At 65.8% G+C, this 26,784-nt stretch carries 15 protein-coding genes; 13 read left to right on the top strand and 2 right to left on the bottom strand.

What is annotated here, in order from left to right:
- Positions 1–58 precede the first annotated feature (58 nt).
- From AC06DU_RS12580 to AC06DU_RS12555, 6 genes are all read left to right on the top strand, one after another.
- Entirely contained in the window at positions 59–1,876 is a 1,818-nt protein-coding gene (locus AC06DU_RS12580) for a DUF885 domain-containing protein (protein WP_349778434.1), read from the top strand.
- Positions 1,873–3,744, top strand: a complete 1,872-nt coding sequence (locus tag AC06DU_RS12575) for a DUF885 domain-containing protein (RefSeq protein WP_349778435.1) — start codon at positions 1,873–1,875, stop codon at positions 3,742–3,744. The genes AC06DU_RS12580 and AC06DU_RS12575 overlap by 4 nt, the downstream gene beginning before the upstream one ends.
- Before the next feature lie 66 nt (positions 3,745–3,810).
- The gene (locus AC06DU_RS12570; RefSeq protein WP_478202559.1) at positions 3,811–5,397 is read left to right on the top strand and encodes an APC family permease; all 1,587 of its coding nucleotides are present in this window, start codon (positions 3,811–3,813) and stop codon (positions 5,395–5,397) included.
- Positions 5,387–7,735 (top strand): S9 family peptidase, encoded by a 2,349-nt coding sequence (locus AC06DU_RS12565; protein ID WP_478202558.1) that lies wholly within the window; start codon positions 5,387–5,389, stop codon positions 7,733–7,735. Before AC06DU_RS12570 ends, AC06DU_RS12565 begins: the two co-directional genes overlap by 11 nt.
- Positions 7,732–9,372 carry a DUF5597 domain-containing protein gene (locus AC06DU_RS12560; RefSeq protein WP_478202557.1) on the top strand — a complete coding sequence of 547 codons (1,641 nt, stop codon included), beginning with the start codon at positions 7,732–7,734 and terminating at the stop codon, positions 9,370–9,372. The genes AC06DU_RS12565 and AC06DU_RS12560 overlap by 4 nt, the downstream gene beginning before the upstream one ends.
- Positions 9,373–9,601: 229 nt before the next feature.
- Positions 9,602–9,898: a flagellar basal body rod protein FlgC gene (locus AC06DU_RS12555; protein ID WP_024940013.1), complete on the top strand. Its 297-nt coding sequence runs from the start codon at positions 9,602–9,604 to the stop codon at positions 9,896–9,898.
- 644 nt (positions 9,899–10,542) lie between these two features.
- Here AC06DU_RS12555 and AC06DU_RS12550 read toward each other — a convergent pair.
- Positions 10,543–11,709, bottom strand: a complete 1,167-nt coding sequence (locus AC06DU_RS12550) for a DUF5694 domain-containing protein (RefSeq protein ID WP_478202556.1) — start codon at positions 11,707–11,709, stop codon at positions 10,543–10,545.
- 280 nt (positions 11,710–11,989) lie between these two features.
- On the opposite strand from AC06DU_RS12550, the gene AC06DU_RS12545 reads away from it, so the two are divergent.
- The 4 genes from AC06DU_RS12545 to AC06DU_RS12530 all read left to right on the top strand — a co-directional run bounded on the left by AC06DU_RS12545 (position 11,990) and on the right by AC06DU_RS12530 (position 22,802).
- Positions 11,990–14,347, top strand: a complete 2,358-nt coding sequence (locus tag AC06DU_RS12545) for a glucosidase family protein (protein WP_478202555.1) — start codon at positions 11,990–11,992, stop codon at positions 14,345–14,347.
- A gap of 59 nt (positions 14,348–14,406) precedes the next feature.
- Positions 14,407–16,776: a S9 family peptidase gene (locus AC06DU_RS12540; RefSeq protein ID WP_478202554.1), complete on the top strand. Its 2,370-nt coding sequence runs from the start codon at positions 14,407–14,409 to the stop codon at positions 16,774–16,776.
- 604 nt (positions 16,777–17,380) lie between these two features.
- Positions 17,381–20,278, top strand: coding sequence for a TonB-dependent receptor (locus tag AC06DU_RS12535; RefSeq protein ID WP_478202553.1), 2,898 nt, complete (start codon positions 17,381–17,383; stop codon positions 20,276–20,278).
- Positions 20,279–20,426: 148 nt separating this feature from the next.
- Entirely contained in the window at positions 20,427–22,802 is a 2,376-nt protein-coding gene (locus AC06DU_RS12530) for a beta-L-arabinofuranosidase domain-containing protein (RefSeq protein ID WP_478202552.1), read from the top strand.
- A gap of 154 nt (positions 22,803–22,956) precedes the next feature.
- On the opposite strand, the gene htpG is transcribed toward AC06DU_RS12530, so the two are convergent.
- The gene (htpG, locus tag AC06DU_RS12525) at positions 22,957–24,861 is read right to left on the bottom strand and encodes a molecular chaperone HtpG (RefSeq protein WP_046343176.1); all 1,905 of its coding nucleotides are present in this window, start codon (positions 24,859–24,861) and stop codon (positions 22,957–22,959) included.
- 171 nt (positions 24,862–25,032) lie between these two features.
- Here htpG and rsmD point away from each other — a divergent pair, with 171 nt between their 5' ends.
- The 3 genes from rsmD to AC06DU_RS12510 are packed head-to-tail and all read left to right on the top strand — an operon-like array spanning position 25,033 to position 26,770.
- Complete coding sequence (gene rsmD / locus AC06DU_RS12520; protein WP_179465652.1) at positions 25,033–25,722, top strand: 16S rRNA (guanine(966)-N(2))-methyltransferase RsmD; 690 nt, start codon at positions 25,033–25,035, stop codon at positions 25,720–25,722.
- A complete protein-coding gene (gene coaD, locus AC06DU_RS12515; RefSeq protein ID WP_016903280.1) occupies positions 25,719–26,225 on the top strand; it encodes a pantetheine-phosphate adenylyltransferase in 507 nt (168 codons plus the stop codon). The genes rsmD and coaD overlap by 4 nt, the downstream gene beginning before the upstream one ends.
- Positions 26,226–26,272: 47 nt before the next feature.
- On the top strand, positions 26,273–26,770 hold the full coding sequence (locus tag AC06DU_RS12510; RefSeq protein WP_065031646.1) for a hypothetical protein: 498 nt from the start codon (positions 26,273–26,275) through the stop codon (positions 26,768–26,770).
- Positions 26,771–26,784 lie beyond the last annotated feature (14 nt).

The raw sequence follows: 26,784 nt of genomic DNA, 5'->3' as shown, positions 1-26,784 counted from the left end.
TAAAGCCGTCGCGCTCGGGCGCGCTCCTACAGCCGCCATTGCCTCTTGGAGTAACTGCATGAACCACCTGCGTCCCGTCGCCATCGGCCTGCTGGCCGCCGCCTTGTTCACTGCCTGCAAGCCGGCGCCGCCGGCAGCGGAAACGTCGGCTGCAGCCACCGCTGCGCCAACCGGCGAGCAAGCCGCCAAGGCCTTCGATGCGCTGCTGGACAAGCAATGGCAGTACCAGTTGCAGCACAACCCGGAGTTCGCCAGCATCATCGGCGACAAGCGGTACAACGATCGTTGGAGCGACTATTCGCTTCAGGCCGTGCAGGCCGAGCGCACCGCCACTGCCGAGCTGCTCACGCAATTCGAAGCGATCGACAGCAAGACGCTGGACGAACAGCGCCAGCTCAGCCTGCAGATGATGCTTGGCCAGTTGCGCGACAAGCTGGAAGGCATCGACCTGAAAACCTATGCGATGCCGCTGGAGCCGATCGGCGGCATCCAGCTGGGGCTGGCCGGTTACGGCGATGCGTTTCCGTTCGAGAACGCCAAGGATTATCAGGACTACATCAAGCGCCTGCAGACCATTCCGACGGTGATCGACCAGGTGATCGCGGTGTCGCGGCAGGGCGCCAAGGAGGGGCTGGTGCAGCCGCGTTATCTGCTGGAGCGCCTGCCCGAGCAGATCGACAAGATCGCCGCGCTGAGCGGCGAGCAGAGCCCGTTCGCCTCGCCGCTGAAAAAACTCGATGCCGCGGTGCCGGCCGAGCAGCGCGCTGCGCTGCGCACGCAGTTGCTGGCCGCGATCGAGCAACAGGTGCGCCCGGCCTACACCAAGCTGGCGGCGTTCGTGCGTGACGAGTACGCCGCGCAAGGGCGTGCGCAGGAAGGCCTGTGGTCGCTGCCCGATGGCGAACGCCGCTATCGCTACGCCATCCACACCCAGACCACCACCGACATGGCGCCGGAGGAGATCCATCAGATCGGCCTGAAGGAAGTGGCGCGCATCGAAGGCGAGATGACGGTGATCGCCAAGGCGCAGGGCTTTGCCGACCTGGCCAGCTTCCGCAAGGCGGTGGATACCGACAAGCGCCACTTCGCCAGCTCCGGCGAGCAGATCCTGCAGCAGTACCGCGATTACATCGCCGCGATGGAACCCGAGTTGCCCAAGCTGTTCGGTCATTTGCCGAAGACGCCGCTGGAAGTGCAGGCGATGCCCGCATTCCGGCGCAGCGCGCCCGGCGCCGAATACTGGCAGAGCAATCCGGAAGGCACCAAGCCGGCCATCGTCAAGGTCAACACCAGTGACTTCGCCAGCCGCACGCTGGTCAATATCGAAACCACCGCCTATCACGAGGGCGTGCCGGGCCATCACCTGCAGATCTCGCTTGCGCAGACGTTGCCATTGCCGCCGTTCCGCCAGCAGGCCGGCTACAACGCCTATATCGAAGGCTGGGCGCTGTACGCCGAGCGCCTGGGCAAGGAGATCGGTTTCTTCAAGGACCCGTACAACGACTACGGCCGGCTGTCCGGCGAGCTGTTGCGCGCCAATCGCCTGGTGCTCGACACCGGCGTGCATTACAAGCGCTGGAACCGCCAGCAGATGGTGGATTTCTTCCATGCGCATCCGTCCGATGACGAGCCCAGCATCCAGTCCGAAACCGATCGCTACATCGTCTGGCCGGGCCAGGCGTTGGGCTACAAGTTGGGGCAGCTGCAGATTCTTGCGCTGCGTGCGGAGGCGGAAAAAGAACTCGGCGATCGCTTCGATGTGCGCGCCTTCCACGATGCGGTGCTCGGCGGCGGCGCAATGCCGCTGGCGATGCTGCAGCAGCGCGTGCGCCAGTGGATTGCACAGGCCAAGGCGGCGCCGGAGGCACGCGGATGAAGACCAGCAGTGTCTGGCGCGCGAGCGCATTGAGCGTGCTGATTGTTGCCAGCCTGGGCGGCACGGTGTCGCAAGCACAGGCCGCAGCACCTGCACCCGCAGCAAGCACGCAAGACAGTGCAGCGGCACGCTTCAAGGCGCTGTACACGCGCGAATGGCGCTGGCGCCAGGCGCAGCTGTCCGGTGCGGTGGATGAAGACAACCAGGCCACGCAGGACAGGCAGTCCGACCATCTGCCCAAGGTCGATGTGGCCACGCAAAACCTGCGCACCGCCTACTGGCAACAGACGTTGAAGGAGCTGGATGCGATTCCGGCAGCGCAGTTGCCGGCCGAAGATCAGGTGAGCTACCAGGTGTACCGGCAGCAGCTGCTGGTGCTGCTGGACCAGCAGCATTTTCGCGCCTGGGAAATGCCGTTCAACAGCGACTCGGCGTTCTGGAGCGACCTGGGCTTCAGCGCCGAGGCCAAGCTGCGCACGCGCGAGGACTACCAGCGCTATCTCAAGATGCTGGCCGATATCCCGCGCTATTTCGCCGAGCACACCGACAATATGCGTGCCGGCCTGGCGCGCGGTTTCAGCCAGCCCCGGGTGACCCTGACCGGGCGCGACCAGTCCATCGCCGACGTGGTGCAGGCCAAGGGCGAGGCCAATCCGTTCTATGCACCGTTCAAGCAGATGCCGGCGACGCTGCCTGCCGATGTGCAGGCGCAATTGCGCCAGCAGGCAGTGCAGACCATCGATACGCAGGTGCTGCCGGCCTACGCGAAGCTGCTGGACTTCATCCGCAACGAGTACCAGCCGCGCGCGCGCACCACGCTGGCCGGCGAAGCCTTGCCGGACGGGCAGGCGTATTACCGCGCGCAGATCCGCGAATTCACCACGCTGGAGTTGAGCCCGGAGCAGATCCACCAGATCGGGCTGCAGGAAGTGGCCAAGCTGCGCACGCAGATGGATCAGACCATCGCCGACAGCGGCTTCAAGGCACCGGCCGGGCAGGCGGTGTTTCCGGCCTTCCTGCAGTTCCTGCGCAGCGACCCGCAGTTCTATGCCAAGACGCCGGAACAGTTGCTCAAGCAGGCCGCCTGGATCGCCAAGCGCGTGGACGCCAAGGTGGGCGATTACATCGGCCGGCTGCCGCGCCGACGCTTCGCGATCGAACCGGTGCCGCCGGAGCTGGCGCCGTTCTACACCGGCGGGCGCGGTGGCCCGGGCATCTATCTGGTCAACACCTACAACCTGCCGTCGCGGCCGCTGTACAACCTGACCGCACTGACGCTGCACGAGTCCTCGCCCGGCCACGCGCTGCAGATGCCGCTGGCGGCAGAGGCGCAGGGGCTGCCGGAGTTTCGCCGCTACGCCTACATTTCTGCCTATGGCGAAGGCTGGGCGCTGTATTCGGAGTACCTGGGCCAGGAAATGGGCATGTACGACACGCCCTATGACCGCTTCGGCTATCTCACCTACCAGATGTGGCGCGCCTGCCGCCTGGTGATCGATACCGGCATCCACCACAAGGGCTGGACGCGCGCGCAGGCGCAGGCCTATCTGCGCGACAACACCGCCTTGAGCGAGCACGAAGTCACCACCGAGGTGGACCGCTACATCGCCTGGCCGGGGCAGGCGTTGTCGTATTACCTGGGCGAACTGAAGATCCTGGAGCTGCGGCGCAAGGCCGAAGCCGCCCTGGGCGAAAAATTCGACCTGCGCCATTTCCATGATGCGGTGCTGCAGACCGGCTCGGTGCCACTGCCAGTACTGGAGGCGCGCATCGACCGCTTCATCGCCGACGGTGGTGTCTCGCCGTATGCCGCCGAAGATGCTGCCGGTTCGGCGGCAGCAGCGGCCAAGGCCGCTGCCAGCGACTGATCCGGAACATCACCAGCCGACGTTCCTCGCAACACCAACCGCGCTATTCACGCTTCGGGGCGACCAATGACCACACACGGTGCGACCACGCAAGGCAAGTTCCACAAGCGACTCAGCCTGACCGACCTGACCTTTATCGGGCTGGGTTCGATCTTCGGCTCGGGCTGGTTGTTCTCGGCCAGCCATGTCTCTGCCATTGCCGGGCCGGCCGGCATCCTGTCGTGGATCCTTGGCGGCATCGCGGTGTTGCTGCTCGGCCTGGTGTATTGCGAACTCGGCGCCGCGCTGCCGCGTGCCGGTGGCGTGGTGCGCTACCCGGAGTATTCGCATGGCGCCTTGCTGGGCTCGTTGACCGGCTTCATCACCCTGATCGCATTTTCCAGCCTGATCGCGATCGAGGTGGAGGCTGCGCGCCAGTATGCGGCGGCGTGGTTTCCGCTGCTCAACCAACCCGGCGGCAGCCATCCCAGCGTGTGGGGTTGGTTGGTACAACTGGCCCTGCTGGTGCTGTTCTTCCTGCTCAACTATTTCAGCGTCAAGACCTTCGCGCTGGCCAACAACATCGTCAGCATTTTCAAGTTCCTGGTGCCGATCCTGGTGATCGTGTTGCTGATGAAGCACTTCAATCCGGGCAACCTGAGCGTGCACGGGTTTGCGCCCTCGGGCATGGCCGGGGTGGAAGCGGCGATTTCTGCCGGCGGCATCATCTTTGCCTATCTGGGCCTGACCCCGATCGTGTCGGTGGCCAGCGAGGTGCGCGACCCGCAGCGCAATATCCCGATCGCCCTGATCCTGTCGGTGGCCTTGTCCACGGTGATCTACGTGCTGCTGCAGCTTGCATTCCTGGGCAGCATTCCGGCCGCGCAACTGGCGCCGGGCTGGAGTGGCATCGACAAGGTGTTTGCGCTGCCGTACCACGACATCGCGCTGGCGTTGGGGATGGCGTGGCTGGCTGCGCTGGTGATCTGCGATGCGATGGTCTCGCCCAGCGGCACCGGCAACATCTACATGAATGCCACCCCGCGTGTGGTGTACGGCTGGGCGCGCAGCGGCGGGTTCTTGGTGGTGCTGACGCGGGTGGATCCGCAATCGGGCATTCCGCGTCCGGCATTGTGGTTGAGCCTGGGCTTGTCGATCTTCTGGACGCTGCCGTTCCCCTCGTGGGAGACCCTGATCGGCGTGGTGTCGGCCGCCCTGGTGCTGAGTTACGCAGTGGCACCGGTCACCGTAGCCGCATTACGCCGCAGTGCGCCGGACTTGCCGCGGCCGTTCCGCGTCCGTGGCCTTGCCGTGCTGGGGCCGCTGTCGTTCATCGTCGCCGCCTTGATCGTCTACTGGTCGACCTGGCCCACCTTGTCGTGGTTGCTCGGCCTGCAGGTGGTCGCGTTCGTGCTGTATGTGCTGTATCGCCTGCCATCGCGCCAGGGCAGGGCACGCCTGCTGCGCCAGGTGCGCGCGTCGCTGTGGTTGATCGTGTTCTTCGTGCTGGTGATGGCGGTGTCCTGGGCCGGCACGTTCGGCGGTCACGGCTGGATCGCGCATCCGTTCGACACCTTGGGCGTGGCGGTGATTGCATTCTTCATCTATCACTGGGGCGCGCGTAGCGGCTTGCGCAGCGATGAGCTGGCGTTGGAGGAGGACGATGGCGAGTGAGCTGCGCCGCAGCGCGGGTGCATCGCGTTGGTTGCGTGGCTGCTTGAACGGGGTGGCTGCGTGCATCGTGTTGCTGTCGACGGCGGCACAGGCCGCGCCCAGTGTGGCCGACTACCAACGCGCGCTGGGCTTGCGCGCGCACTGGAGCACGCTGACCGAGAACGTGGCCTGGCCGGCGCAATGGCAAACCGCCGGCAGCTTCCATTACCGCAAGACGGTGCCGGGCGGATTCGCCTTCGTCCGTATGGATGTCGCCACGCTGCAGAAAACGCCGGCGTTCGACCAGCTGCGCGTGGCGCAGGCATTGAGTGCCGCGACCGGCACACCCTACACCGCGTTGCAGTTGCCATTCGAGCGCTTTGCCTATGCGCCGGACGGCGAGCGCAGCGACGGGGCGATTCGCTTCGCGCTTGGCGAAGCGCCCTGGCGTTGCAGCCTGACGGACGACCGCTGCGCCCGCGATGACGCCGCTGCACAGCAGCGTCCACGCGGCTTCGGTGTGGTACGCGACCCTGCGGTGCCAGCCGACACCACGCCGCGCCGTTCTCCCGATGGCCGCTGGGAAGCGCTCGCCGATGGCTGGAACCTGCTGCTGCGTCGCGTCGCCGATGGGCAGCTGACCCGGCTCAGCGACGATGGCCGCGCAGACGATTATTTCGACCCGGAGAGCATCGCCTGGTCGCCGGACTCGCAGCGGCTGGCGGTGTATCGCGTGCGTCCCGGGTTGCCCCGCCGCGTCACCCGCGTGGAAGCAGCGCCTGCAGGCGGCGGCCAGCCGCGCGTGCATGCCCAGTTATATCCCAAGCCTGGCGATGCGGTGGATGTGGAGCGGCCGGTGCTCTTCGCCGTGGATGGCAGGCGCCGCGAGGTGGACACCGCCTTGTTCGCCAATCCGTATGCGCTGTCGCCGCTGCAGTGGCGCAGCGATGGCCGCAGCGTGAGTTTCGACTACGTGCAGCGCGGCTTTCAGCGCATGCGGGTGATCGCGGTGGATGCGCAGAGCGGTCGCGCGCACGTGGCGGTCGGTGAAGATGCGCGCACCTTCGTCTACGCCGACCGCAGTTTCCGCCATGACGTGGATGGGCGCGGCGATGATTTGCTGTGGATCTCCGAGCGCGACGGCTGGCGGCACCTGTACCTGGTCGATGGCCGCAGCGGCAGGTTCAAGCGGCAGCTCACGCGCGGGCCGTGGATCGTGCGCGATGTGCTGCGCGTGGACGACGCGCAGCGGCGCATCTGGTTCACCGCCAGCGGCATGGATGCGGGCAAGGACCCGTACTACCGGCAGCTGTACAGCGTGGATTTCGACGGCCGCCAGTTGACCCGGCTGACCCACAGCGATGCCGATCACGATGTGGCGATCGCAGACGACGGCCGGCATTACGTCGATGTCTACTCGCGCCCGGATCTGCCGCCGGTGATGGAGCTGCACGCCATCGATGGCCGGCTGCTGCAGCAGGTGGAACAGGGCAAGATCGACAAATTGCTGGCCGCCGGCTGGCGCGCGCCGGAGACCTTCGTGGCCAAGGGCCGCGATGGCCGCACCGACATCTGGGGCATGGTGGTGCGCCCACGCGATTACGACCCGCACAAGAAGTATCCGGTGATCGAGAACATCTACGCCGGCCCGCACGATTCCTTCGTGCCGAAGACGTTCTGGCCGTTTGGCTATCACTCCGGTGGCGACAAGCAGATCGGCATGCAGGCGCAGGCGGATCTGGGCTTTATCGTGGTGATGATCGACGGCATGGGTACCGCCAACCGCTCCAAGGCCTTCCATGATGTGGCGTGGAAGAACCTGGGCGATTCCGGCTTTGCCGATCGCATCGCCTGGCACCGTGCGTTGGCCGCCAGGGACCCTTCCTACGACATCGGCCGGGTCGGCATCTATGGCGCCTCGGCCGGCGGGCAGAGCACGCTGGGCGCGCTCGAACGCCATCCGGACTTCTACAAGGTGGGCGTGGCGTTCGCCGGTTGCTACGACAACCGCATGGACAAGATCAGCTGGAACGAGCAGTGGATGGGCTGGCCGGTGGATGCCGGTTATGCGCAGGCCTCGGGCGTGGTCAATGCGGCCAAGTTGCAGGGCGACCTGCTGCTGATCGTCGGCGAGCAGGACAGCAATGTGGACCCGGCCTCCACCGCGCAGGTGGTCGATGCGCTGATCAAGGCCGGCAAGGACTTCGAGCTGCTCAACGTGCCTGGTGGCGAGCATTCGGTAGGCCGTTCCAGTGGGCCGATCGACTATGTGCAGCGTCGCCAGTACGACTTCTTCGTGCGCCATCTGCGCGACGAACCCACGCCGCATTGGAATTCACTACCGTCGGAGGCGCGATGATGCGTTTGCTTGCCCTGAAGATGCCGCGGCCGCGCGGCCGCATCGCAGCCCTGCTGTGGTCGCTGGCGATGTTGGCCGGTTGCGTGCCATCGCTGGCCAGCGCGGAAGAACTGCCGCGCTTCGTTACCCAGAATGGCCGCCATGCGCTGTTCGTCGATGGCGCGCCATACACCGTGCTGGCCGCGCAGTTGCACAATTCCAGCGCCTGGCCGGCGGTGCTGCCCAAGGCGCTGGACGAGGTGGTCGCGCTGCACGCCAACACGGTGGAAGCGCCGGTGTACTGGGAGCAGTTCGAGCCGGCGCCCGGGCGCTTTGATACCACCAACGTGGATGCCTTGATTGCCGGCGCGCGCAAGCGTGGCCTGCGCGTGGCCCTGCTGTGGTTCGGCAGCTGGAAGAACGGCCAGATGCATTACGTGCCGGAGTGGATCAAGCGCGACGACGCCACCTACCCGCGCATGCGCGATGCCAATGGCGAGCCGGTGGATGTGCTGTCGCCGCATGTGGCCACCAACGTGCAGGCAGATGTGCGTGCGTTCACCGCATTGATGCAGCACCTGCGCAAGGTCGATGGCGACCGCCACACGGTGATCCTGGTACAGGTGGAAAACGAGCCCGGCGCGATCGGCACGGTGCGCGACCATGGCCCGGCAGGCGAGGCGGCGTTCGCGCAACCGGTGCCCGCCGCGATCGCGCAAAAACTGGGCAAACCGCAGGGCAGCTGGCAGCAGCTGTTCGGTGCCGAAGCGGCCGAAGCCTTCAATGCGCATGCGACGGCGGCGTACATCGAACAGGTGGCCGCGGCCGGCAAGCGCGCCTATCCGCTGCCGCTCTACGTCAACACCTGGCTGCGCTACAAGGGCAAGCGTTACCCGGGCATGGATTATCCGTCCGGCGGTGCGACGGTGAATGTGTTCGCGCTTTGGCGCGCGGCCACGCCGTCGGTCGACTTCATCGGCACCGATATCTACACCAGCGACTACAACGAGTACACCAAGGTCATCGGCCAGTACGCGCGACCGGACAACCCGGCCTGGGTTTCGGAGACCGGCTTCGAGGCGGCCACCGCGCCGTATCTGTTCCATGTGCTGGGGCAGGGCGGGATCGGCTTTTCGGTGTTCGGCATGGATGGCAACCAGGACAGCCAGGCCAACCGCGACGCGATCGCTGCACACGCCGCCAACTTCAAGCTGCTGGCGCCGCTGCAGCGCGTGATCGCCCAGGCCGCCTTCGACGGCCGGCTGCAGGCGGTGGCCGAACAGCCCGGCGCGCCGCAACGCACGCTGCGCTTCGGCGATTGGCAGGCCAAGGTGTCGTTCGGTGCGCCGATGTGGGGCGACGCGCCGGCGATCCTGCCCGGCAACGACGACCACGCCGGCCGGCTGCTGGTGGCGCAGCTGGGGCCGGAGGAGTTCCTGGTCACCGGAATGGCCGCGCGGATTGAATTTTTCCGCGAGGCGGCCGATACCCGTCATGGACAACTGTTGCGGGTGGAGCAGGGGCGGTACGTGGACGGGCGCTGGCAGGTCGAAAGACAGCTCAACGGCGACCAGACCGACTACGGGCTCAACTTCGGTCGTGTGGATGCGGCGGGAGAGGTTCCAGTGGTCTTGCGTGTGCGGGTAGGCACCTATTGAGCCTGCGTGAGGCGGCTGGGCAGCCGTGAGGTGGGCGTGATCGGAATCGGTGGGTGGGACACGTCATTGCGGTTCCTGTGAGCTGATTCCAACCCGTGAGACACGCTCGCCACGCGCCTCGGTGGGCGTAGGAACAACAGCAGTGCGGCGCGATCGCCGGCAACGATTGTGTTGATTGGTTGGTAAACAAACGTCATTGGTTATTTCTCTGTTCTGCACCGGAGCCATCATGAGCATCAGTAGCATCGCCAGTTCCGGAATGCAGGTCGCCGCACTGCGCCAGCAGGTGGCCGCCAGCAATGTGGCGCGTCAGCCGGTGGACGGCAGTCCGCGTCAGGCCGTTGCAGCCAGCACGCAGCTCAATGGTGGAGTGGCAGCCAGCGTGGTCGACGCCAACGCCGATCCATCGGCACCGGCCACCGATCTGGTCGAAGGGCTCTCGGCACGCAACGACTTCCAGGCCAACGCCACTGCGCTGCGGCGCTCCGACGAGATGCTGGGTAGCTTGTTGGACGTGTTGAGCTGAGAGCCTGGATTGGACGGAGGCCGGTTGTCGACCTAGTGCACTAGATGCATGGCCGGCGCGCTAGTCCCACCTGTTGACACGACGGGCAGATGCACGTTCTGCGTGTCTGAGTCAGCGAATTGATGGCTGCTGCTTATGCTGGTATCGATAACTGCAGTTGTTTTGTCTGCGGGTGTTGGGACCGTGCGGGCAGCCCGCAAGCGTAGAGCGGCTGATCTGTTACCTGGCTGCAGGGCCCTTGCCTGCCCACCGTCGCGGGACACGCCGTGAATCCTTCCATGGAGGCTCTTACGCGGCATCCATGCCGCGTAAGGTCCCGCGACGGTCGGCGGGCAAGGACCAGTCGAGATGGTCGGTGTGCAAGGTCGCGAGCAAACCATGACGTGTGTTGCTTGGATAGCGTCGCCTCCGATCAGCCTTCCAATGCAGCCCGAGCAACAAGCAGATTTTTTGCCGAATCACCGACCAACTCTCTAATGCGGTGTCCTATCCGGTTGCGGGACCGTATGGCGGCATGGATGCCGAGACCGATCCCCCAGGGAAGGGCTTGCGGCGTGTCCCACGAGCGGCGAGTGCACCGCGCGCTCGACCAATCAGGCTTTTGACTGAGAGCGTCACGCTGAAGCCGTTGTACTCACTGTCGCTCACTTTCCGTCGGCACCCAGCACCTGCGCCGCATCCACGATATCCACACCCTGCAGCTGTCCCAACCAGTTGTCGAACCAGGGCTTGTGCATGGCACCGACCACTGCCAGCACCTTCGCACCGGGTTGGTCGGCAAAGCTGGCGCGCACACTGGACACCATGCGCAGGTTGCGGATCTCCCAGCCGGACACGTAGCGATAGCCGTAGCGCTGCGGCGAACCCTCGCTCAGTGCGGCGCGAAAATCCACCGCGATGGCCAGCTGCTGGCTGGCCGGCAGGTTGATCGCGCGATAGAGCTCCAGCAGCTTGCCTTGACTTGCCAGCTGGTCCTCACGCTCACGCATGGCGCGCGCCCGCGGCGCGGCCTTGTCCCAGGCGGCCTGGATCGCCTTGCCGTACGCCGCCGGGTCGGCCAGGTCCACGTTGTCGCCGGTGTGATCGTCGGTCGGGTGGACGCGTTGCAGGCCAAGGCGTGCCGCCAACTGTGCGGCGATCTGGTAACTCTCGTTGGGGCGCTGTTCCATGCTGCGCAGTCGCGCCACCAGCGCCGCATCCAGGCCATCGCCGCTGCGCTGTTCGGCTGGCGCAAGCTGCAGCCATTGCACCAGCGCAGATGGTGATTCGCCCGAGGCCAGAAACAGCGCAGCCAGGTGCCGACGCTGTGCCGGTGTGGGCGCACTGGGCAAGCTGCGGAGCGCTGCACGGACCTGGCCGAGAGCGGTGGGAACATCCAGCCCGGTCGCACGCGCTGCCTCGCCGGTGTCGGGGCAATAGGTCGTGGTGTCCTCAGGCAGATACACCGCCGGATGGCGCCGCATCAAGTCGCAGGTTTCGCCCGACAGGTCCTCTGTGGTGATGATGGTCGGCGCGTACGCGGCCAGCCGGTCCATCAACGGTTGCAGCCGTGCTGCACCGATATCGCTGCCCTTGGGCAACTGCGACAGATGCACGCTGCCGAGCACCAGCACCTGGGTGCGTGGCGCGGCCATCTCGGCATCCAGCTGCGACAGGTCCACCTGCGCCTGCGCGATGCAGGGCGCGATCAAGGCCAGCCACAGCCAGCGATGCGCCGGACGTTGCAACCGCCTGGCAGACGCGCTGCCGACATCGAAAAATCGCGCTGCGGCGCGGGCACTGTGCGCGACGCGCGGTAGGGATGGCTGCATGACGGTCCTTGTGGGTGGGCTTGGGTTGCGTGGCGGTCTGGCGACAGTGCTGCCTGCGTCTGTGCAGCCAGTGTGGCTGTCACCGCAGATGCCGGCGTGGCCAGAAAGTCACGTGGCTAAATGGCAGGGGGGCGGTGACTGGGCGCTGCGCCGTTGCTGCGATGGCAGCGCAGCAACAGCTGCTTGTGTGCGGATTTCCGCATACGTGCCAGACAGCTGCCACAAGACGCAAGCCGCGCTGTCGCGCAGGATGTGGATGAGATCAACCGAGGGCGCGACGATGGACCGCAGAAGCTTTTTGCGTCAGGGCATGGCGGCAACCGCGGCGGTGGGCGCGGGTGCCGCGCTCGCGCTGCCGGGCATGCCGCACACCCCGGCGACGTTGGCACCACCGGCGCTGCCTCGTCTTGAGGCGCTGCCATCGGCCGCGCATGTGGGCAGCAAGCTGTGCAGTTTTGAACACCTGCAGCAGCAGTGGACCGTCTACGAGCATCTCGACAACCCGCAGGGCCAGCTGACGCTGTGGACCGACAGCGGCATGCTGCGCCTGGACAAACGCACCGAGCCGGCCTACCCGGCCGAGGGCAAGCCGTATTTCGGGATGTCGCTGGCCGAGGTGGCGATGGCCGAGGCAGATCTGCTCGCCGACCGCCTGCTGCGTGATGGCGACCCGGACGAGGCGCAGGTGCGCGATGTCGCGCCGCCGCCGGCCTCGCTGCTCGACCCCAAGGACAATGGCGGGCGCTGGCCGTGGACCACCTTCGTCGGCACGCGCGAAAGCCTGGACACCATGCCGATCCTGCCCAACGGCCGTAGCCGCACCTCGCGGCCGGAACACGCCTTCGCCGAATTGGGCGAAGAGGCGTTGATCAAACGGCGCGAGGAAGGCCTGCTGGGTGGCTGGATGCCGGCGGTGCGCAAGGTGATGCGGCGCGAAGGCGAGGCCGATAGCTGGTACGACGTGCTGGTGTTCGCCGATGTGCGTGCCAGCGATCGCTTCGTGGTGCAGACCTGGCATCGCACGATGCAGGTGCGCGGCGGCGAGATCGTCGGCGTGCATTACACCCACAGCTATCCCGCGTTTGCGCCGTCGCGCAAGCCGGCCACCGCTGAGCAGTTCTACGCGGCGTTGATCGATTTCGCCGCGTATTGGCAGCAGGCCCTGGATGGCACGGTGCAGGCGCAGCTGCCCGATGCCAGCTGGAACGACATGGCGCAGTTCGCGTTCGCGCGCGAGCTGGTGGTGCGGCCCGGTGGCGATTATCCGAAGTACGGTGCGGTGGAGCGCGACTACTACGGCAACGAGTACGACGGTTTCCAGGACACCTTTACCAGCTCGTTCTACGCCAACCTGGAATGGGGCCGCTTCGCGCAGGCCGCTGCGGTACTGGACAACTACTTCGACGACTTCGTGCAGGACGATGGCCTGCCGAACATGCGCGGGCCGGAGGTCGGGCAGTTCGGGCTGACCCTGTCGCTGCTGGCGCGCTATCTACGCTACACCGGCGATGCGGCGCGGCTGCGCCGCCTGCTGCCCAAGATCGCCGCCACCGCGCAGCTGCTGTGCGAGCTGCACGACCAGGCGCTGGCATTGCCGCGCAATGCGCATGGCCATGGCCTGCTGCACGGCTGGAACGAATCCGATGCCTGCCTGTTTCCGGATCCGTCGCTGTGGTGGAAACCGTATTACGCCAATAGCGCGCTGACGATACGCGGCTGGGAAGACATCGCCCAGGTCTGGAGCACGCTCGGTGGCGATGCCGGTCTGGCCACGCAATGGCAGCATCGCGCCACGCAGTTGCGCGCACGGCTGGAGGCCAGCCTGCGTGCCAACGTGCGCCGCGATCTGTCGCCGCCGTATATCGGCCCGTTGCCGGGCACTAAACTCACGTTTCGCCAATCGCTGCTGCAGGAAAAGCCCAGCGAGCAGCAATGGCCGCACCGCGCGTATGCGGAATTGCTGCAGGCCGATGTGCTGCCCGACGACCTGGCCAACCTGGTGATCGATTGCCTGCGCGGCCATGGCGGCACCAGCATCGGCGTGGTGGCCAACATCGCGCCGCCGGAGCCGGGCAGCCGCGATCTGCTCGGCTTCATTTCCTACGGCTATGCGCAACAGCTGCTGCGGCTGGATCGTATCGAAGAGTATCTGTTGTTCGTCTATGCGCACCGCTACCAGGTGCATACCCGCGGCAGCTGGACCGCCGGCGAGGTCAGCGGCATCACCGGTGGCATGCCGCTGTTCTGCATCCCCGCGCAGATGACCATCCCGTTGCTGCTGCGCTGGATGCTGGTCAGCGACGACAGCGCAGGCGAGCAGTTGTTCCTTGCGCGTGCGCTGCCGCGCGCATGGCTGGGCAGTGGCGCTGCGATCGGCATCACCGCAGCGCCCACACGCTGGGGCAAGCTCACGCTGACACTGCGCACCGATGTGGAGGCACGCCGCATCGATGCCGAGGTGCAACTGCCGGAACGGTCACCCAGGCACACCTGGCTGAGCTTGCGGGTGCCCAAGGGCACAACGCTCACCCGCGTGCTCGTCGACGGCAAACCGGCACGTGCGCAGGGCCCGCATGCCGATCGTGTGGCATTGCCCGGCAGCACAGCGGCGGTGAAGGTGCAGGCCTGGTACGGGTGATGGCCCATTGGCGCGATGACCGTGCCGACCACGACCACACCATCTCCGCGGATAAACGCATGAAGCCACTGCTGCATCACACCCAGACCTCCAGGCGGCATAGCGTCGCAGCATGCTGCCTGAGCATCGCACTCTGGACGCTCTCGGCAAGCGCAGCGGCTGCATCCGTTGCACCCGTAGCAACCACGCCCGTGCCCACGCCCACACCGGCGCAGTACGCGCAGGCGATCGGTCTGGCCGATCACTATGCGTCGCTGGTCGACAGGCAGCCGACGGCGCCGGTATGGATAGATGCAGGGCATTTCCTGTATCGGCGTGGCGTGGCACGTGCCGATCAGGCGCCGGCCATCGAGTACCGCCTGGTGGATGCGGCCAGCGGCCGCAACACGCTGGCCTTCGATCATGCGCGGCTGGCGGCGGCCCTGACCCAGGCCGGTGCGCAAGCCATCGACGCCACGCAACTGCAGCTGGAGGAACTCACCCTGGACCGGCAGCGCCTGGGCTTCCAGCTGGCGAAGCTGGGCTGGCAGTGCGATCTGGCCCGCTATCGCTGCGCGCATGTGCCCGAACGCGACGTGCAGGCCGAGTCGATGGACATGCGCCTGCCGCTCAAGCAGGGCGAGCGGCAGGCCAAGCTATCGCCGGATGGCCGCTGGCGCGCCTGGGTGGAGCAGGCCAACCTGGTGATCGCGCCGGTCGATGGTGGCGAGCGCAGCGTGCTCAGCCGCGATGGCAGTGCCGATGATTACTACGCACTCGACAGCGTGGAGTGGTCGCCGGACTCGCAGCATCTGGCTGCGTATCGGGTCAAGGCACCGCCGCCACGCATGGTCTATTACATCGAATCGGCGCCGGCCGATCAGCTGCAGCCGAAGTTGCACCAGCAGGTCTATCCAAAGCCCGGCGATGCCTTGCCGGTGATGCAGCCGGTGCTGTTCGACATCGCCACGCGCGCCGCGCATCCGGTGGCGATGACGCTGCTGCCCAATGCCTTCAGCTTGAGCGAGATGGTCTGGTGGAAGGACAGCCGCGGGCTCACCTTCGAATACAACGCGCGCGGGCACCAGCTGTATCGGGTCATCGAAGTGGACGCACGCACGGCTGACGCGCGCACCCTGATCGAAGAGACCTCGCCCACTTTCATCGAATACTCCGAACTCAGCGGAACGCACGAGGACGGCGGCAAGCATGCGCGGCGCGATCTGGCCGACGGCGCGCAGATCCTGTGGGCCTCCGAGCGCGATGGCTGGGAGCACGTGTATCTGTACGACGGCCACAGCGGTGCGGTGATCCGCCAGGTCACGCAGGGCGACTGGGTGGTGCGCAAGCTCGACTACCTCGACGAGGGCGCAGGCCAGCTGTATTTCACCGCCTCCGGCATGCAGCCCGGCGAGGACCCGTATTACCGCCATGCCTATCGCATCGGTCTGGACGGCACCGGGCTCACTGCATTGACGCCGGCAGCCGCCGATCACCAAGTGAGTTATTCGCCGGACGGCAAATGGTATCTGGACCTGTACTCGCGCGTGGACCTGGGCCCGGTGCTGGAGCTGCGGCGCAGCGCCGACGGCAGCCTGGCACGCACGGTGGAGCGCACCGACCTGAGCCGTCTGCAGGCTGCCGGCTGGCAGCCACCGTTGCCGTTCCACACCACCGGCCGCGACGGCAAGACCGAGATCTGGGGCGTGATCCAGCGCCCCACGCAGATGCAGCCACAGCAGCGTTACCGCGTGATCGAATACATCTACGCCGGCCCGCAGGGGTCCTTCGTGCCCAAGACGTTCACCACCCGCATGTCAGCGCTGACCGCACTGGGATTTGCGGTCGCGCAGATCGATGGCATGGGCACCAACAATCGCTCGCGCGCCTTCCACGATGTGGCCTGGCGCAACCTCAAGGATGCGGGCCTGCCGGATCGCATCGCCTGGCACAAGGCCGCTGCCGCACAGTACCCGTGGTACGCCATCGAAGGCGGCGTCGGCGTGTACGGCACCTCGGCCGGTGGCCAGAACGCATTGGGTGCGCTGCTGTTCCATCCGGAATTCTATGTGGCAGGCGTGGCCAATTCCGGTTGTCACGACAACCGCATGGACAAGATCTGGTGGAACGAGCAATGGATGGGCTGGCCGGTCGGGCCGTGGTACGCCGAATCGTCGAACGTGGAAAACGCCGCGCGCCTGCAAGGACATCTGCTGCTGGTCACTGGCGACATGGACATGAATGTCGATCCGGCCAGCACCTTCCAGGTGGCCGATCGGCTGATCAAGGCGGGCAAGGATTTCGATCTGCTGGTGGTGCCCGGCGGCGATCATGGCGCCGGTGGCGACTACGGCAAGCGCCGCCTGCTGGATTTCTTCCTGCGCTGGATGCAGCAGGCGCCAACGCCGGACTGGAACCACGACCAGCCTGCGACGACGCAGGCGCCGTGATCCGTGAGGCCAGGTCTGCCGGCCGACCGCTTGACTGCAGTGCCTAGACCACGGCCACTGAAGCAGGGCGGGCAGTGCAGTGCATGCTGATTGCCGTCATCGCGCTGCTGCATGCATGCGCAGTGCTCGATTTCTAGATCGACTGTCATCTTTTAGATCGACTGTCATCGCACATGGCTGCAGGCGATACATCGCCTCGGGTGTCCCGTCCATCGCTTTAGGCGTGGTGTCCAGCTGCAGAGGTTGCTGCAGAGTGCAACGTCAAGGCAGGCTGGTTCATTTGCGAACCATGCAGTTTTCCGCATGCGCTGTCGTCAAATGCGACAAGACGTGGCGCGTGCGCACAGGCACATTGTGACCAGCTGATGAAACTGGAGCGCATGGGCGCCTCCGGTGCGGAACCAACACCCTTTTTGACAACACGCGCTGCTGCGTGACCCTGTGTGGTCGTGCGCGTCGCAGGTTGTCTGCATGTCTGCAGCACAGCGCTGGCGAGAAGTTTCGCTGCGTGCGCGTCTGCCATCCATCTTGCCCTGCGCTGGCGTCTGCCGGCACGGGTGTGTGTTGCCCATCGTTTGTCTGCCATACGAATTAGGAGCCTTGCATGCCGATGCCGCTGTTGCCTTTCTCCCGGACCTCCGGCACGCCCACGCGCCCGGTGCCGAGCATGCTCAGCGCCGCGTTGCTGCTGGCGCTGTCTGCAGGCGTCAGCGCACCGGTGTCTGCGCAGCAGACCGGCAGCAGCGGTGATGCGCCGCAAACGCTGGACAGCGTGGTCGTCACCGGCTCGCGCCTGCGTCGCGTGGATACCGAAACCGCCAACCCGGTGGTCACGGTCAGCCAGGAACAGATCGCCGCGACCGGCAAGGCCACGGTGGGCGATCTGCTGCAGGAGTTGCCGTCGATCGCTGGCAACGCCACCAATCCGTATACCAACAACGGCGGCGGCACCGGTGCGTCGGCCATTTCGCTGCGCGGTCTGGGCGACAAGCGCACCTTGGTGCTGGTCAACGGTATTCGACTGGCCTACAACGACGTCAACGCCATTCCGTCCAGCATGATCGAGCGCATCGAAGTGCTCAGCGACGGTGCCTCCGCGGTGTATGGCTCCGATGCCATCGGCGGTGTGGTCAATTTCATCCTGCGCAGCCAGTTCGACGGTGTGCAGTTCAGCAGCGACTTCGGCACCAGCAGCGAAGGCGACGGCAACCGGCGCAACTTCACCCTGACCACCGGCAAGACCTGGGAGCGTGGCAGCCTGATCGGCGGCCTGTCGTACCACAACATCGATCCGGTCTCGGCAGCGGCGCGCGACTATTCCAAGGACGCGCTTGCGTTGACCAACGGGCAACCGGTGAAGCAGGGTTCGTCCGCAACGCCCACCGGCACCGTGAATTTCAACGATGGCTCGGGTCAGTCCACGCAGCTTGCGCAAGCCAACGGCTGCGGGCGCGTCACCCTCAATAGCGGCGTGAGCGGTCGCGCCGGCGCGGGCGATTTCCACTGTTACAACGCCAGCGCCGACTCCTACAACTACCAGCCGTTCAATCTGTTGCAGACCCCGCAGAAGCGCACCAATGCGTTTTTGCTGGGCACCTATCGCTTCACCGACAACGTCGAGGGCTACGTCAATACCTGGTTCAGTAAAACCGAATCCGCCTCGATCATTGCGCCGATTCCGATCTTCGCCAACGGCGACAACATCCTGGTGTCGTCGCAGAGTTACTACAACCCGTTCGGGGTGAACTTCGGCACCGATCGCAGCACCGGCACCTCCTACAACGACCTCAACACGCGCGCCACCGTGCTGGGCAATCGCAGCTATCAATACAACACCTACAACTTCCAGATCAGCCCCGGTTTGCGCGGCCGCTTCGGCGACAGTTCCTGGCAGTGGGATGCCACCTTCAACTACGGCAAGGTCAAACAGAAGTCGATCAACAACGGCTTTCTGGACTATGCCGCGTTCAATCAGGCCATTGGCCCCTCGTTCCTGGACAGCGATGGCGTGGTCAAGTGCGGCAGCGCGGGCGCGGCGATCGCCGGCTGCACACCGCTGAACTTCTTCAACCTCAATGACAGCGCCAACCTGTCCGCGCTGCAGGGCATGGTGGTCAACCCGATCGTGACCAGCGTCTACACGGTCAAGCAATTCGAGGCCAATGCCAACGGTTCGCTGTTCGAACTGCCGGCCGGCACGGTCAGCCTGGCGACCGGCGTCTCCTATCGCAAGGAGCGTTCGACCACCGCCTCCGACCCGCTATGGACCGGCGATGAAGACGGCCTGTGCGGGGTGATCGAATTCTGTTCGTCCACGTTGGCCGGCAGTTTCGACGTCAAGGAGGCCTATGCCGAAGCGCTGTTTCCGCTGCTGAAGGACCTGCCCGGCATCAACGCCTTGAACGTCACGCTGGGCACGCGCTTTTCCGACTTCAGCTCGGTCGGCAGCAAGACCAACAGCAAGATGTCGCTGGAATATCGCCCGATCGAGAACCTGCTGATCCGTGGCACGGTGTCGGAGGTGTTTCGCGCGCCCAACATCAACGAGCTGTACGCCGGCGTGGCCGGCGATGCGGCCACCGTCAACGACCCATGCAATGGCTACACCGGTGGCAATAGCGTGGCCTGCGCCAATGTGCCCACCGATGGCAGCTACCAGCAATCCGATGGCCAGGTGTCGGGCAAGGTGTCAGGCGCAGCAGTGGCCGGGTACCAGCTCAAGCCGGAAACCGGCAAGTCCTACGACGTGGGACTGGTGTACGACCCGCAGTGGATCGATGGGCTGTCGCTGAGCGCGGACTGGTGGCGCATCGATCTGGAAGACACCATCACCACGGTGTCGGCGCAGACCGTGCTTAATCAATGCTTCGCCAACCCGGCCAGCTCCTTCTGCGCGTTGATCCATCGCAACGGCAACGGCACCATCAATTACATTGCCGAACCCACCGTCAACCTGGGCAAGCTGTGGGCCAAGGGCATGGACTTCAACCTGACCTACCGCGCGCCGCCCACCGCATGGGGCAATCTCAGCGCCGGGCTCAACGGCACCTATCTCACCCGTTACGACGTGCTGCCCGATACCACCGACCCCAGCTCGGTCACCATCCACAACGTCGGCCGCTACACCCAGGCCTACGGCAATTTCCCGCGCTGGCGTGCGCTGGGCACGGTGAACTGGGCGTTGGACGACTGGAGCGCCACCTGGCGCATCCGGTATGTGGGCCATACCGCCATCGGCAATTCGGATCCGGACCAGAGCCTGTCGGCCGATTCCAGCGAGCCGATGGTGGTGCGCAAGATCGGCGCCTACGTCTACAACAACCTGCAGCTCGGCTACAACGTCGAACCGTGGCACACGCGCTTCGAAGTGGGCGTGGACAATATCGCCAACAAGCAGCCGCCGCTGTATTACTCCAACAATGTCGGCAACGCCAATACCGATGTGGCCACCTACGATCTGCTCGGTCGGTTCTATTGGGCGCGTGCCACGGTGAAGTTCTGATCGGGCCGGTGTGTCGCGGTGGCGTGCGGCCAGATGCCATCGGTCGTGGGCGTCATGCGTATGCACGCGCGTGTTGTCGCGATTGCATAGGCGGTTGTTGCAACGGCGCGCGCGGTCTGCACGCGCCGACAGGAGCTAAGCTGAGCCCATGACCGAGACGTACCCGAGCGAGTTGCCCAACGACCATGCGCCGAGCCTGTCGCGGCGCCGTTTTCTGGCCTGGAGCAGCCTGGCGGTTGCGGCGGGTTTCCTGCGCTTCCCGGCCCAGGCCAGCGCCGCACAACCCGGCAGCGTCCGTGCAGTGCCGCTGGCGCAGGTGCGGCTCACGCCGTCGTTGTTCCTGGACGCGCTGCACACCAATCGACGTTATCTGATGCGGCTGGAGCCCGACCGGCTGTTGCACAACTTCGTGCTGTACGCCGGCCTCGATCCCAAGGCGCCTGCATACGGTGGCTGGGAGGCGGACACCATCGCCGGGCATACGCTCGGTCACTATCTCAGCGCATTGGCACTGATGCATGCGCAGACCGGCGATGCGCAATGCCGCACGCGCGCCGGGTATCTGGTCGCAGAGCTGGCACGCTGCCAGGCGCATGCAGGCGATGGCTATGTGGCTGGCTTCACCCGAAAGAATGCAGCAGGGAAGATCGAAAGCGGCCGCGCGGTGTTCGATGAACTCAGGCGCGGCAAGATCGACCCGGCGCCGTTCTACCTCAACGGCAGCTGGGCACCGCTGTACACCTGGCACAAGTTGTTTGCCGGCCTGCTCGACGTGCACGCGCATTGCGACAATGCGCAGGCGCTGCAGGTGGCGGTAAGTCTGGCCGGCTATCTGCAAGGCATCTTCGCCGCACTCGACGACGCGCAGCTGCAGAAGGTGCTGTCGTGCGAATTCGGTGGTCTCAACGAATCCTTCGTCGAGCTGCATGTGCGGACCGGCGATGCGCAATGGCTGGCACTGGCGCAGCGCCTGCACCATCACGCCGTGCTCGATCCCTTGGTCGCCCAGCGCGACGAACTGGTGCACCAGCATTCCAATACCAATATCCCCAAGCTGATCGGCCTGGCACGCGAGTACGAGGTCACTGGCGATGCCGCCTCGGGCGCGGCAGCGCGTTTCTTCTGGCACACCGTCACCGACCACCATACCTACGTGATCGGCGGCAATGGCGACCGCGAGTATTTCCAGCAGCCGGACAGCATTTCGAAGTTTGTCACCGAGCAGACCTGCGAGCACTGCGCCAGCTACAACATGCTCAAGCTCACCCGGCATCTGTACCAGTGGGGCCCGCAGGCCGAGTTCTTCGATTATTACGAGCGCACGCTGCTCAACCACGTGTTGGCGCAGCAGCATCCGCGCACCGGCATGTTCACCTACATGACACCGATGCTGGCCGGCGAAGCGCGCGCCTGGTCGTCGCCGTTCGACGATTTCTGGTGCTGCGTCGGCAGCGGCATGGAGGCGCATGCCCAGTTCGGCGATTCCATCTACTGGCACGACGGGCAGGGCGTTTACGTCAATCTGTATGTGCCCTCCAGCGTGCGCGATGCTGCCGGGCTGGACATGACCCTGCACAGCACGATGCCGGAGCAGGGCAGCGCCTCGCTACGCATCGACGCCGCGCCGGCCGAGCAACGCACGCTCGCACTGCGCGTGCCTGGTTGGGCGCAGTCGCCGAGGCTGCAGCTTAACGGCCAGCCGGTCGATGCCATAGTCAACGAGGGCTACCTGCGCATCGCCCGCGTCTGGCGCGCCGGCGACACGCTCACGCTGTTGTTCGAGATGCCGCTGCGCCTGGAAGCCACGCCGGACGACCCGGCCTGGGTCTCGGTGCTGCGCGGGCCGCTGGTGCTGGCGGCCGACCTGGGCGCTGCGGCAAAACCCTGGTCGGGCAAGACCCCGGCGTTGATCGGCGGCGATGAGGTCTTGCAGCGCCTGCAGCCGGTGGTGGGCCAGACCGCGTTCGACTACAGCGACGGCAGCCAGCACTGGCGCTTCTCGCCGTTCTACGCGCAGTTCGATCGCCGCAGCGCGCCCTACCTGGAGCATCGCGACGCCGCTGCATGGCAGCAGCATCAAGCCGAGCAGGCCGCAGCAGACGCGAAACAACAGGCATTGGACACGCGCGCACTGGACCGCATTGCCCTGGGCGATGAAGCCTCTGAAAAAGCCCACGGCCTGCACAGCGAAAGCTCCTACGCACTGAGCTACCGCCGCCGTGCCGGCCGCGACGCCCGCACCGGCGGCTTCATCGCCTTCACCCTGCGCAACACCGCGAAGGCCCGCATCCTGCGCCTACGCTACTGGGGCGACGAAACCCGCCGCCGCTTCCGCATCCTCGCCGACGGCGAGCTCATCGCCAACGAACGCCTGGACGGCAACCGCGGCCTGGACTTCGTCGATGTGGATTACGCCTTGCCTGCAGCAGTGGCAGGCCGCGCCACCTTGCAGATCCGCATCGAGCCGGAAACCGGCTATTCGGCAGGGCCGGCGTTCGGGTGCTGGGTGCTGGAGTCGGCGTGAGTGCTGTCGCAATAGATCGTCGATGACGTTGCCCGCGCCCTGATCGCAGCGCGCACGATGCGCGCAGGCACCGGGCGTGCTCGACAGAAGAGAGACGCAAAAAAAGACCGGCGCATGCGCCGGTCTTGGTGTGTCACCAAAGGTGTCGCAAGCCTTACGCCGACAACTCCAACAACAACTTATTCAACCGCTTCACATACCCGGCCGGGTCCTTGAGGCTGTCGCCCGCGGCCAGCGCGGCCTGGTCGAACAGCACCCGGCTCAGATCGCCGAAGCGGTCCATGTCGGCTTCCGCATCCAGCTTTTCGATCAGCGGGTGGGCCGGGTTGAATTCGAACACAGGCTTGGACTCCGGCACGGCCTGGCCGCTGGCTTCCAGCAGCTGACGCATCTGCAGGCCCAGGTCGCCCTGGCCGATGGCCAGGATTGCCGGGGAATCGGTCAGGCGGTGCGAGACGCGCACTTCGGCCACGTCGTCGCCCAGGGCGGCCTTGATGCGCGAGGCCAGGCCTTCCTTGGATTTGGCGACTTCTTCCTGCGCCTTCTTGTCTTCTTCCGAATCCAGCTTGCCCAGGTCCAGGTCGCCGCGTGCCACATCCACGAACGACTTGCCGTCGAACTCGGTGAGATAGCTCATCAGCCACTCGTCGATGCGGTCGGTGAGCAGCAGCACTTCGATGCCCTTCTTGCGGAAGACTTCCAGGTGCGGGCTGTCCTTGATCTGCGCGTAGCTCTCGCCGGTGAGGTAGTACAGCTTGTCCTGGCCCTCGGCCAGACGACCCACGTAATCGGCCAGGCCCACGCTCTGCGCGCCGGTGGTGTCATGCGTGGAGGAGAAGCGCAGCAGGCCGGCGATCTTTTCGCGGTTGGCATAATCCTCGGCCGGGCCTTCCTTCAGCGCCTGGCCGAAGTTGCGCCAGAACGTTGCATAGTCGTCCGGCTTGTCCTTGGCCAGCTTCTCCAGCATGTCCAGCGAGCGCTTGGTCAGCGCCGACTTCATCGAGTCGACCACCGGGCCGGACTGCAGGATCTCGCGCGACACATTGAGCGACAGGTCGGACGAATCCACCACGCCCTTGATGAAACGCAGGTACAGCGGCAGGAACTGCTCGGCCTGGTCCATGATGAAAACGCGCTGCACGTACAGCTTCAGGCCCTTGGCCGAATCCCGGTGATACAGGTCGAACGGGGCGCGGCCGGGCACGAACAGCAGCGAGGTGTATTCCAGCTTGCCTTCGACCTTGTTGTGGCTCCACGCCAGCGGGTTGCCGGCATCATGCGCGACGTGCTTGTAGAACTCCTGGTATTCCTCGTCCTTGATCTCGGACTTGGGCCGCGTCCACAGCGCGCTGGCGCGGTTGACCGCTTCCCACTCCGGCTCGGCGGGCGCGTCGGCCTGTTCGCCGTGGTGCTCCTTGCGCATCTCGATCGGCAGGCCGATGTGGTCGGAGTATTTCTTGAGGATGCCGCGCAGCGTCCAGCCGTCGGCAAAGCTGTCTTCGCCGTCCTTCAGGTGCAGCACGATGCGGGTGCCGCGCTCGGGCTTGTCGACGCTGGCGACCTCGAACTCGCCTTCGCCACGCGAAGACCAGTGCACGCCCTCGTTGGCGGGCAGGCCGGCGCGACGCGAGTACACGTCGACCTGGTCGGCGACGATGAAGGCGCTGTAGAAGCCCACACCGAACTGGCCGATCAGGTTGGCGTCCTTCTTCTGGTCGCCGCTGAGGTGCTTGAGGAAGTCGGCGGTGCCGGACTTGGCGATGGTGCCCAGATGCGAGACCGCATCCTCGCGGCTCATGCCGATGCCGTTGTCGTCGATGGTAACGGTGCGCGCGTCCTTGTCGTAGTCCACGCGGATGCGCAGCTCGCCGCCGCCTTCCAGCAGCTCCGGCTTCACCAGTGCCTCGAAACGCAGCTTGTCGGCGGCGTCGGCGGCATTGGAGACCAGCTCGCGCAGGAAGATTTCCTTGTTCGAGTACAACGAGTGGATCATCAGCTGCAGCAGCTGCTTGACCTCGGTCTGGAAGCCAAGCGTCTGCTTGTCGGTATCAACGGTCATTGGGGTCGTGCTCCATGGTGGCCCAGGCCGCAACGCGGCCGATGGCCTGGGGGATGAGGCCGTGTGGGGATTTTTCAAGGCGGGGGTGCACCAGATCGTCTGCGTCCGTGCCGGTCGGGGAGGGTGGTTGCGGCGATCGCGGCGGTATCATGGCCGGCCAACCGTCCTGCCTTGAGCCATGTCGCCATTTGCGCTGCCGCCGTCCTGCATCCGTTCGCCCGCACCCGGCGCGTGGCGATGAGGCGCCCCGCACGGCCGGCGCCACGCGCCGCGGAAGGGCAGGTGCGCATCGTCGGCGGGCGCTGGCGCAATACCAAGCTGGCGGTGCCGGACCTGCCCGGCCTGCGCCCGAGCAGCGACCGCGTCCGCGAGACGGTATTCAACTGGCTGATGCCGCGCCTGCCCGGCGCGCGTGTGCTGGACCTGTTTGCCGGGTCGGGCGCGCTGGGCCTGGAGGCGGTGTCGCGCGGCGCCGCGCACGCGACCCTGATCGAACGCGACCCTGGCCTGGTGCAGCGCTTGCGCCAGCACGTGACCAGGCTGGATGCGGCCGATCAGGTGCAGGTGCTGCAGGAGGATGCCTTGCGCTGGCTGGAGCGTGCGCCGGTGGCGCAGGCCAGCATCGCGTTCGTCGACCCGCCGTTTGCCGCCGGGCTGTGGCCCAGCGTGCTGGAACGCCTGCCCGCGCACCTGAGCACCGACGCCTGGCTGTACCTGGAAGGCCCGGCCGAGGTCCCGCCGCAGGTGCCGGCCGGCTGGCATCTGCACCGCGAAGGCGCCACCCAGCAGGTGCGCTATGCGCTGTACCGCCGGGCCGCTGCTACACTGAACGGCGATCCGACCCCGGTAGTTTCCGTATGAGCGTGGCCAATAGCCGCACCGCCGTCTATCCCGGTACCTTCGACCCGATCACCAACGGGCATATCGATCTGGTGAACCGCGCCGCGCCGTTGTTCGAGCGCGTGGTGGTCGGCGTGGCCTACAGCCCCTCCAAGGGCCCGGCCCTGCCGCTCGAGCGCCGCGTGGAGCTGGCCCAGGAAGCACTGGCCGCGCACGCCAATGTGGAAGTGCGCGGCTTCGACACGCTGCTGGCCCACTTCGTGCGCGACATGGGCGCCGGGGTGCTGTTGCGCGGCCTGCGCGCGGTGTCCGACTTCGAATACGAGTTCCAGATGGCCAGCATGAACCGCCATCTGATCCCGGAGGTGGAGACGCTGTTCCTCACCCCGGCCGAGCAGTACAGCTTCATCTCGTCCTCGCTGGTGCGCGAAATCGCGCGGCTGGGCGGGGACGTGTCCGGTTTCGTTCCGGCTTCGGTCGTCGAAGCCTTGCGGCAGGTGCGCGAGTCCCGCGCGCAGGCCTGATTCTCTAGCAGTCACATCACCACATGCTTTTCAAAGGGAGGAGTTTCATGAAACACACAATGCGCGCGCTGGTGCTCGCTTCGGTCGCTGCTCTGGCCGTCACCGCCTGCAAGAAGGAAGAGCCGGCACCGACCGCCGCCGCCGCTCCGGCTGCGCTGACCGCGCCGGCCAAGGACGACAACGCCGGCTGGAAGAAGTACCTGCAGGAAGTGGTCGGCCAGAACCTGGGCACCACCACCAACAGCCCGTTCCTGTATTACTTGCCGCCGGAGTCCGATGCCGAGTTCGCCGGCAGCTACGAGCGTCAGCTGGAAAGCGTCAAGACCGCACTCGCGCGTGGCGTGCAGCCGGGCAACATGCTGGCCTTCGGTTCGTCCGCCTCGACCAAGATGGCCGACCTGATCGACGCCGCGTTCAAGGACGTGCCGGCCGATTCGATGAAGGGCGTGCGCGTGCTGTTCATCGGCAATGCGGCCGAGAATGCGCGGGTGCAGAGCATCGTCCAGCCCAAGGGCGTGGAATACACCTTCGTTGAAGCCAAGTAATGCCGTACCAGGCC

The organism is Xanthomonas sp. NCPPB 3200, assembly GCF_056393585.1.
This window is presented reverse-complemented; position numbering and strand designations above follow the sequence as displayed.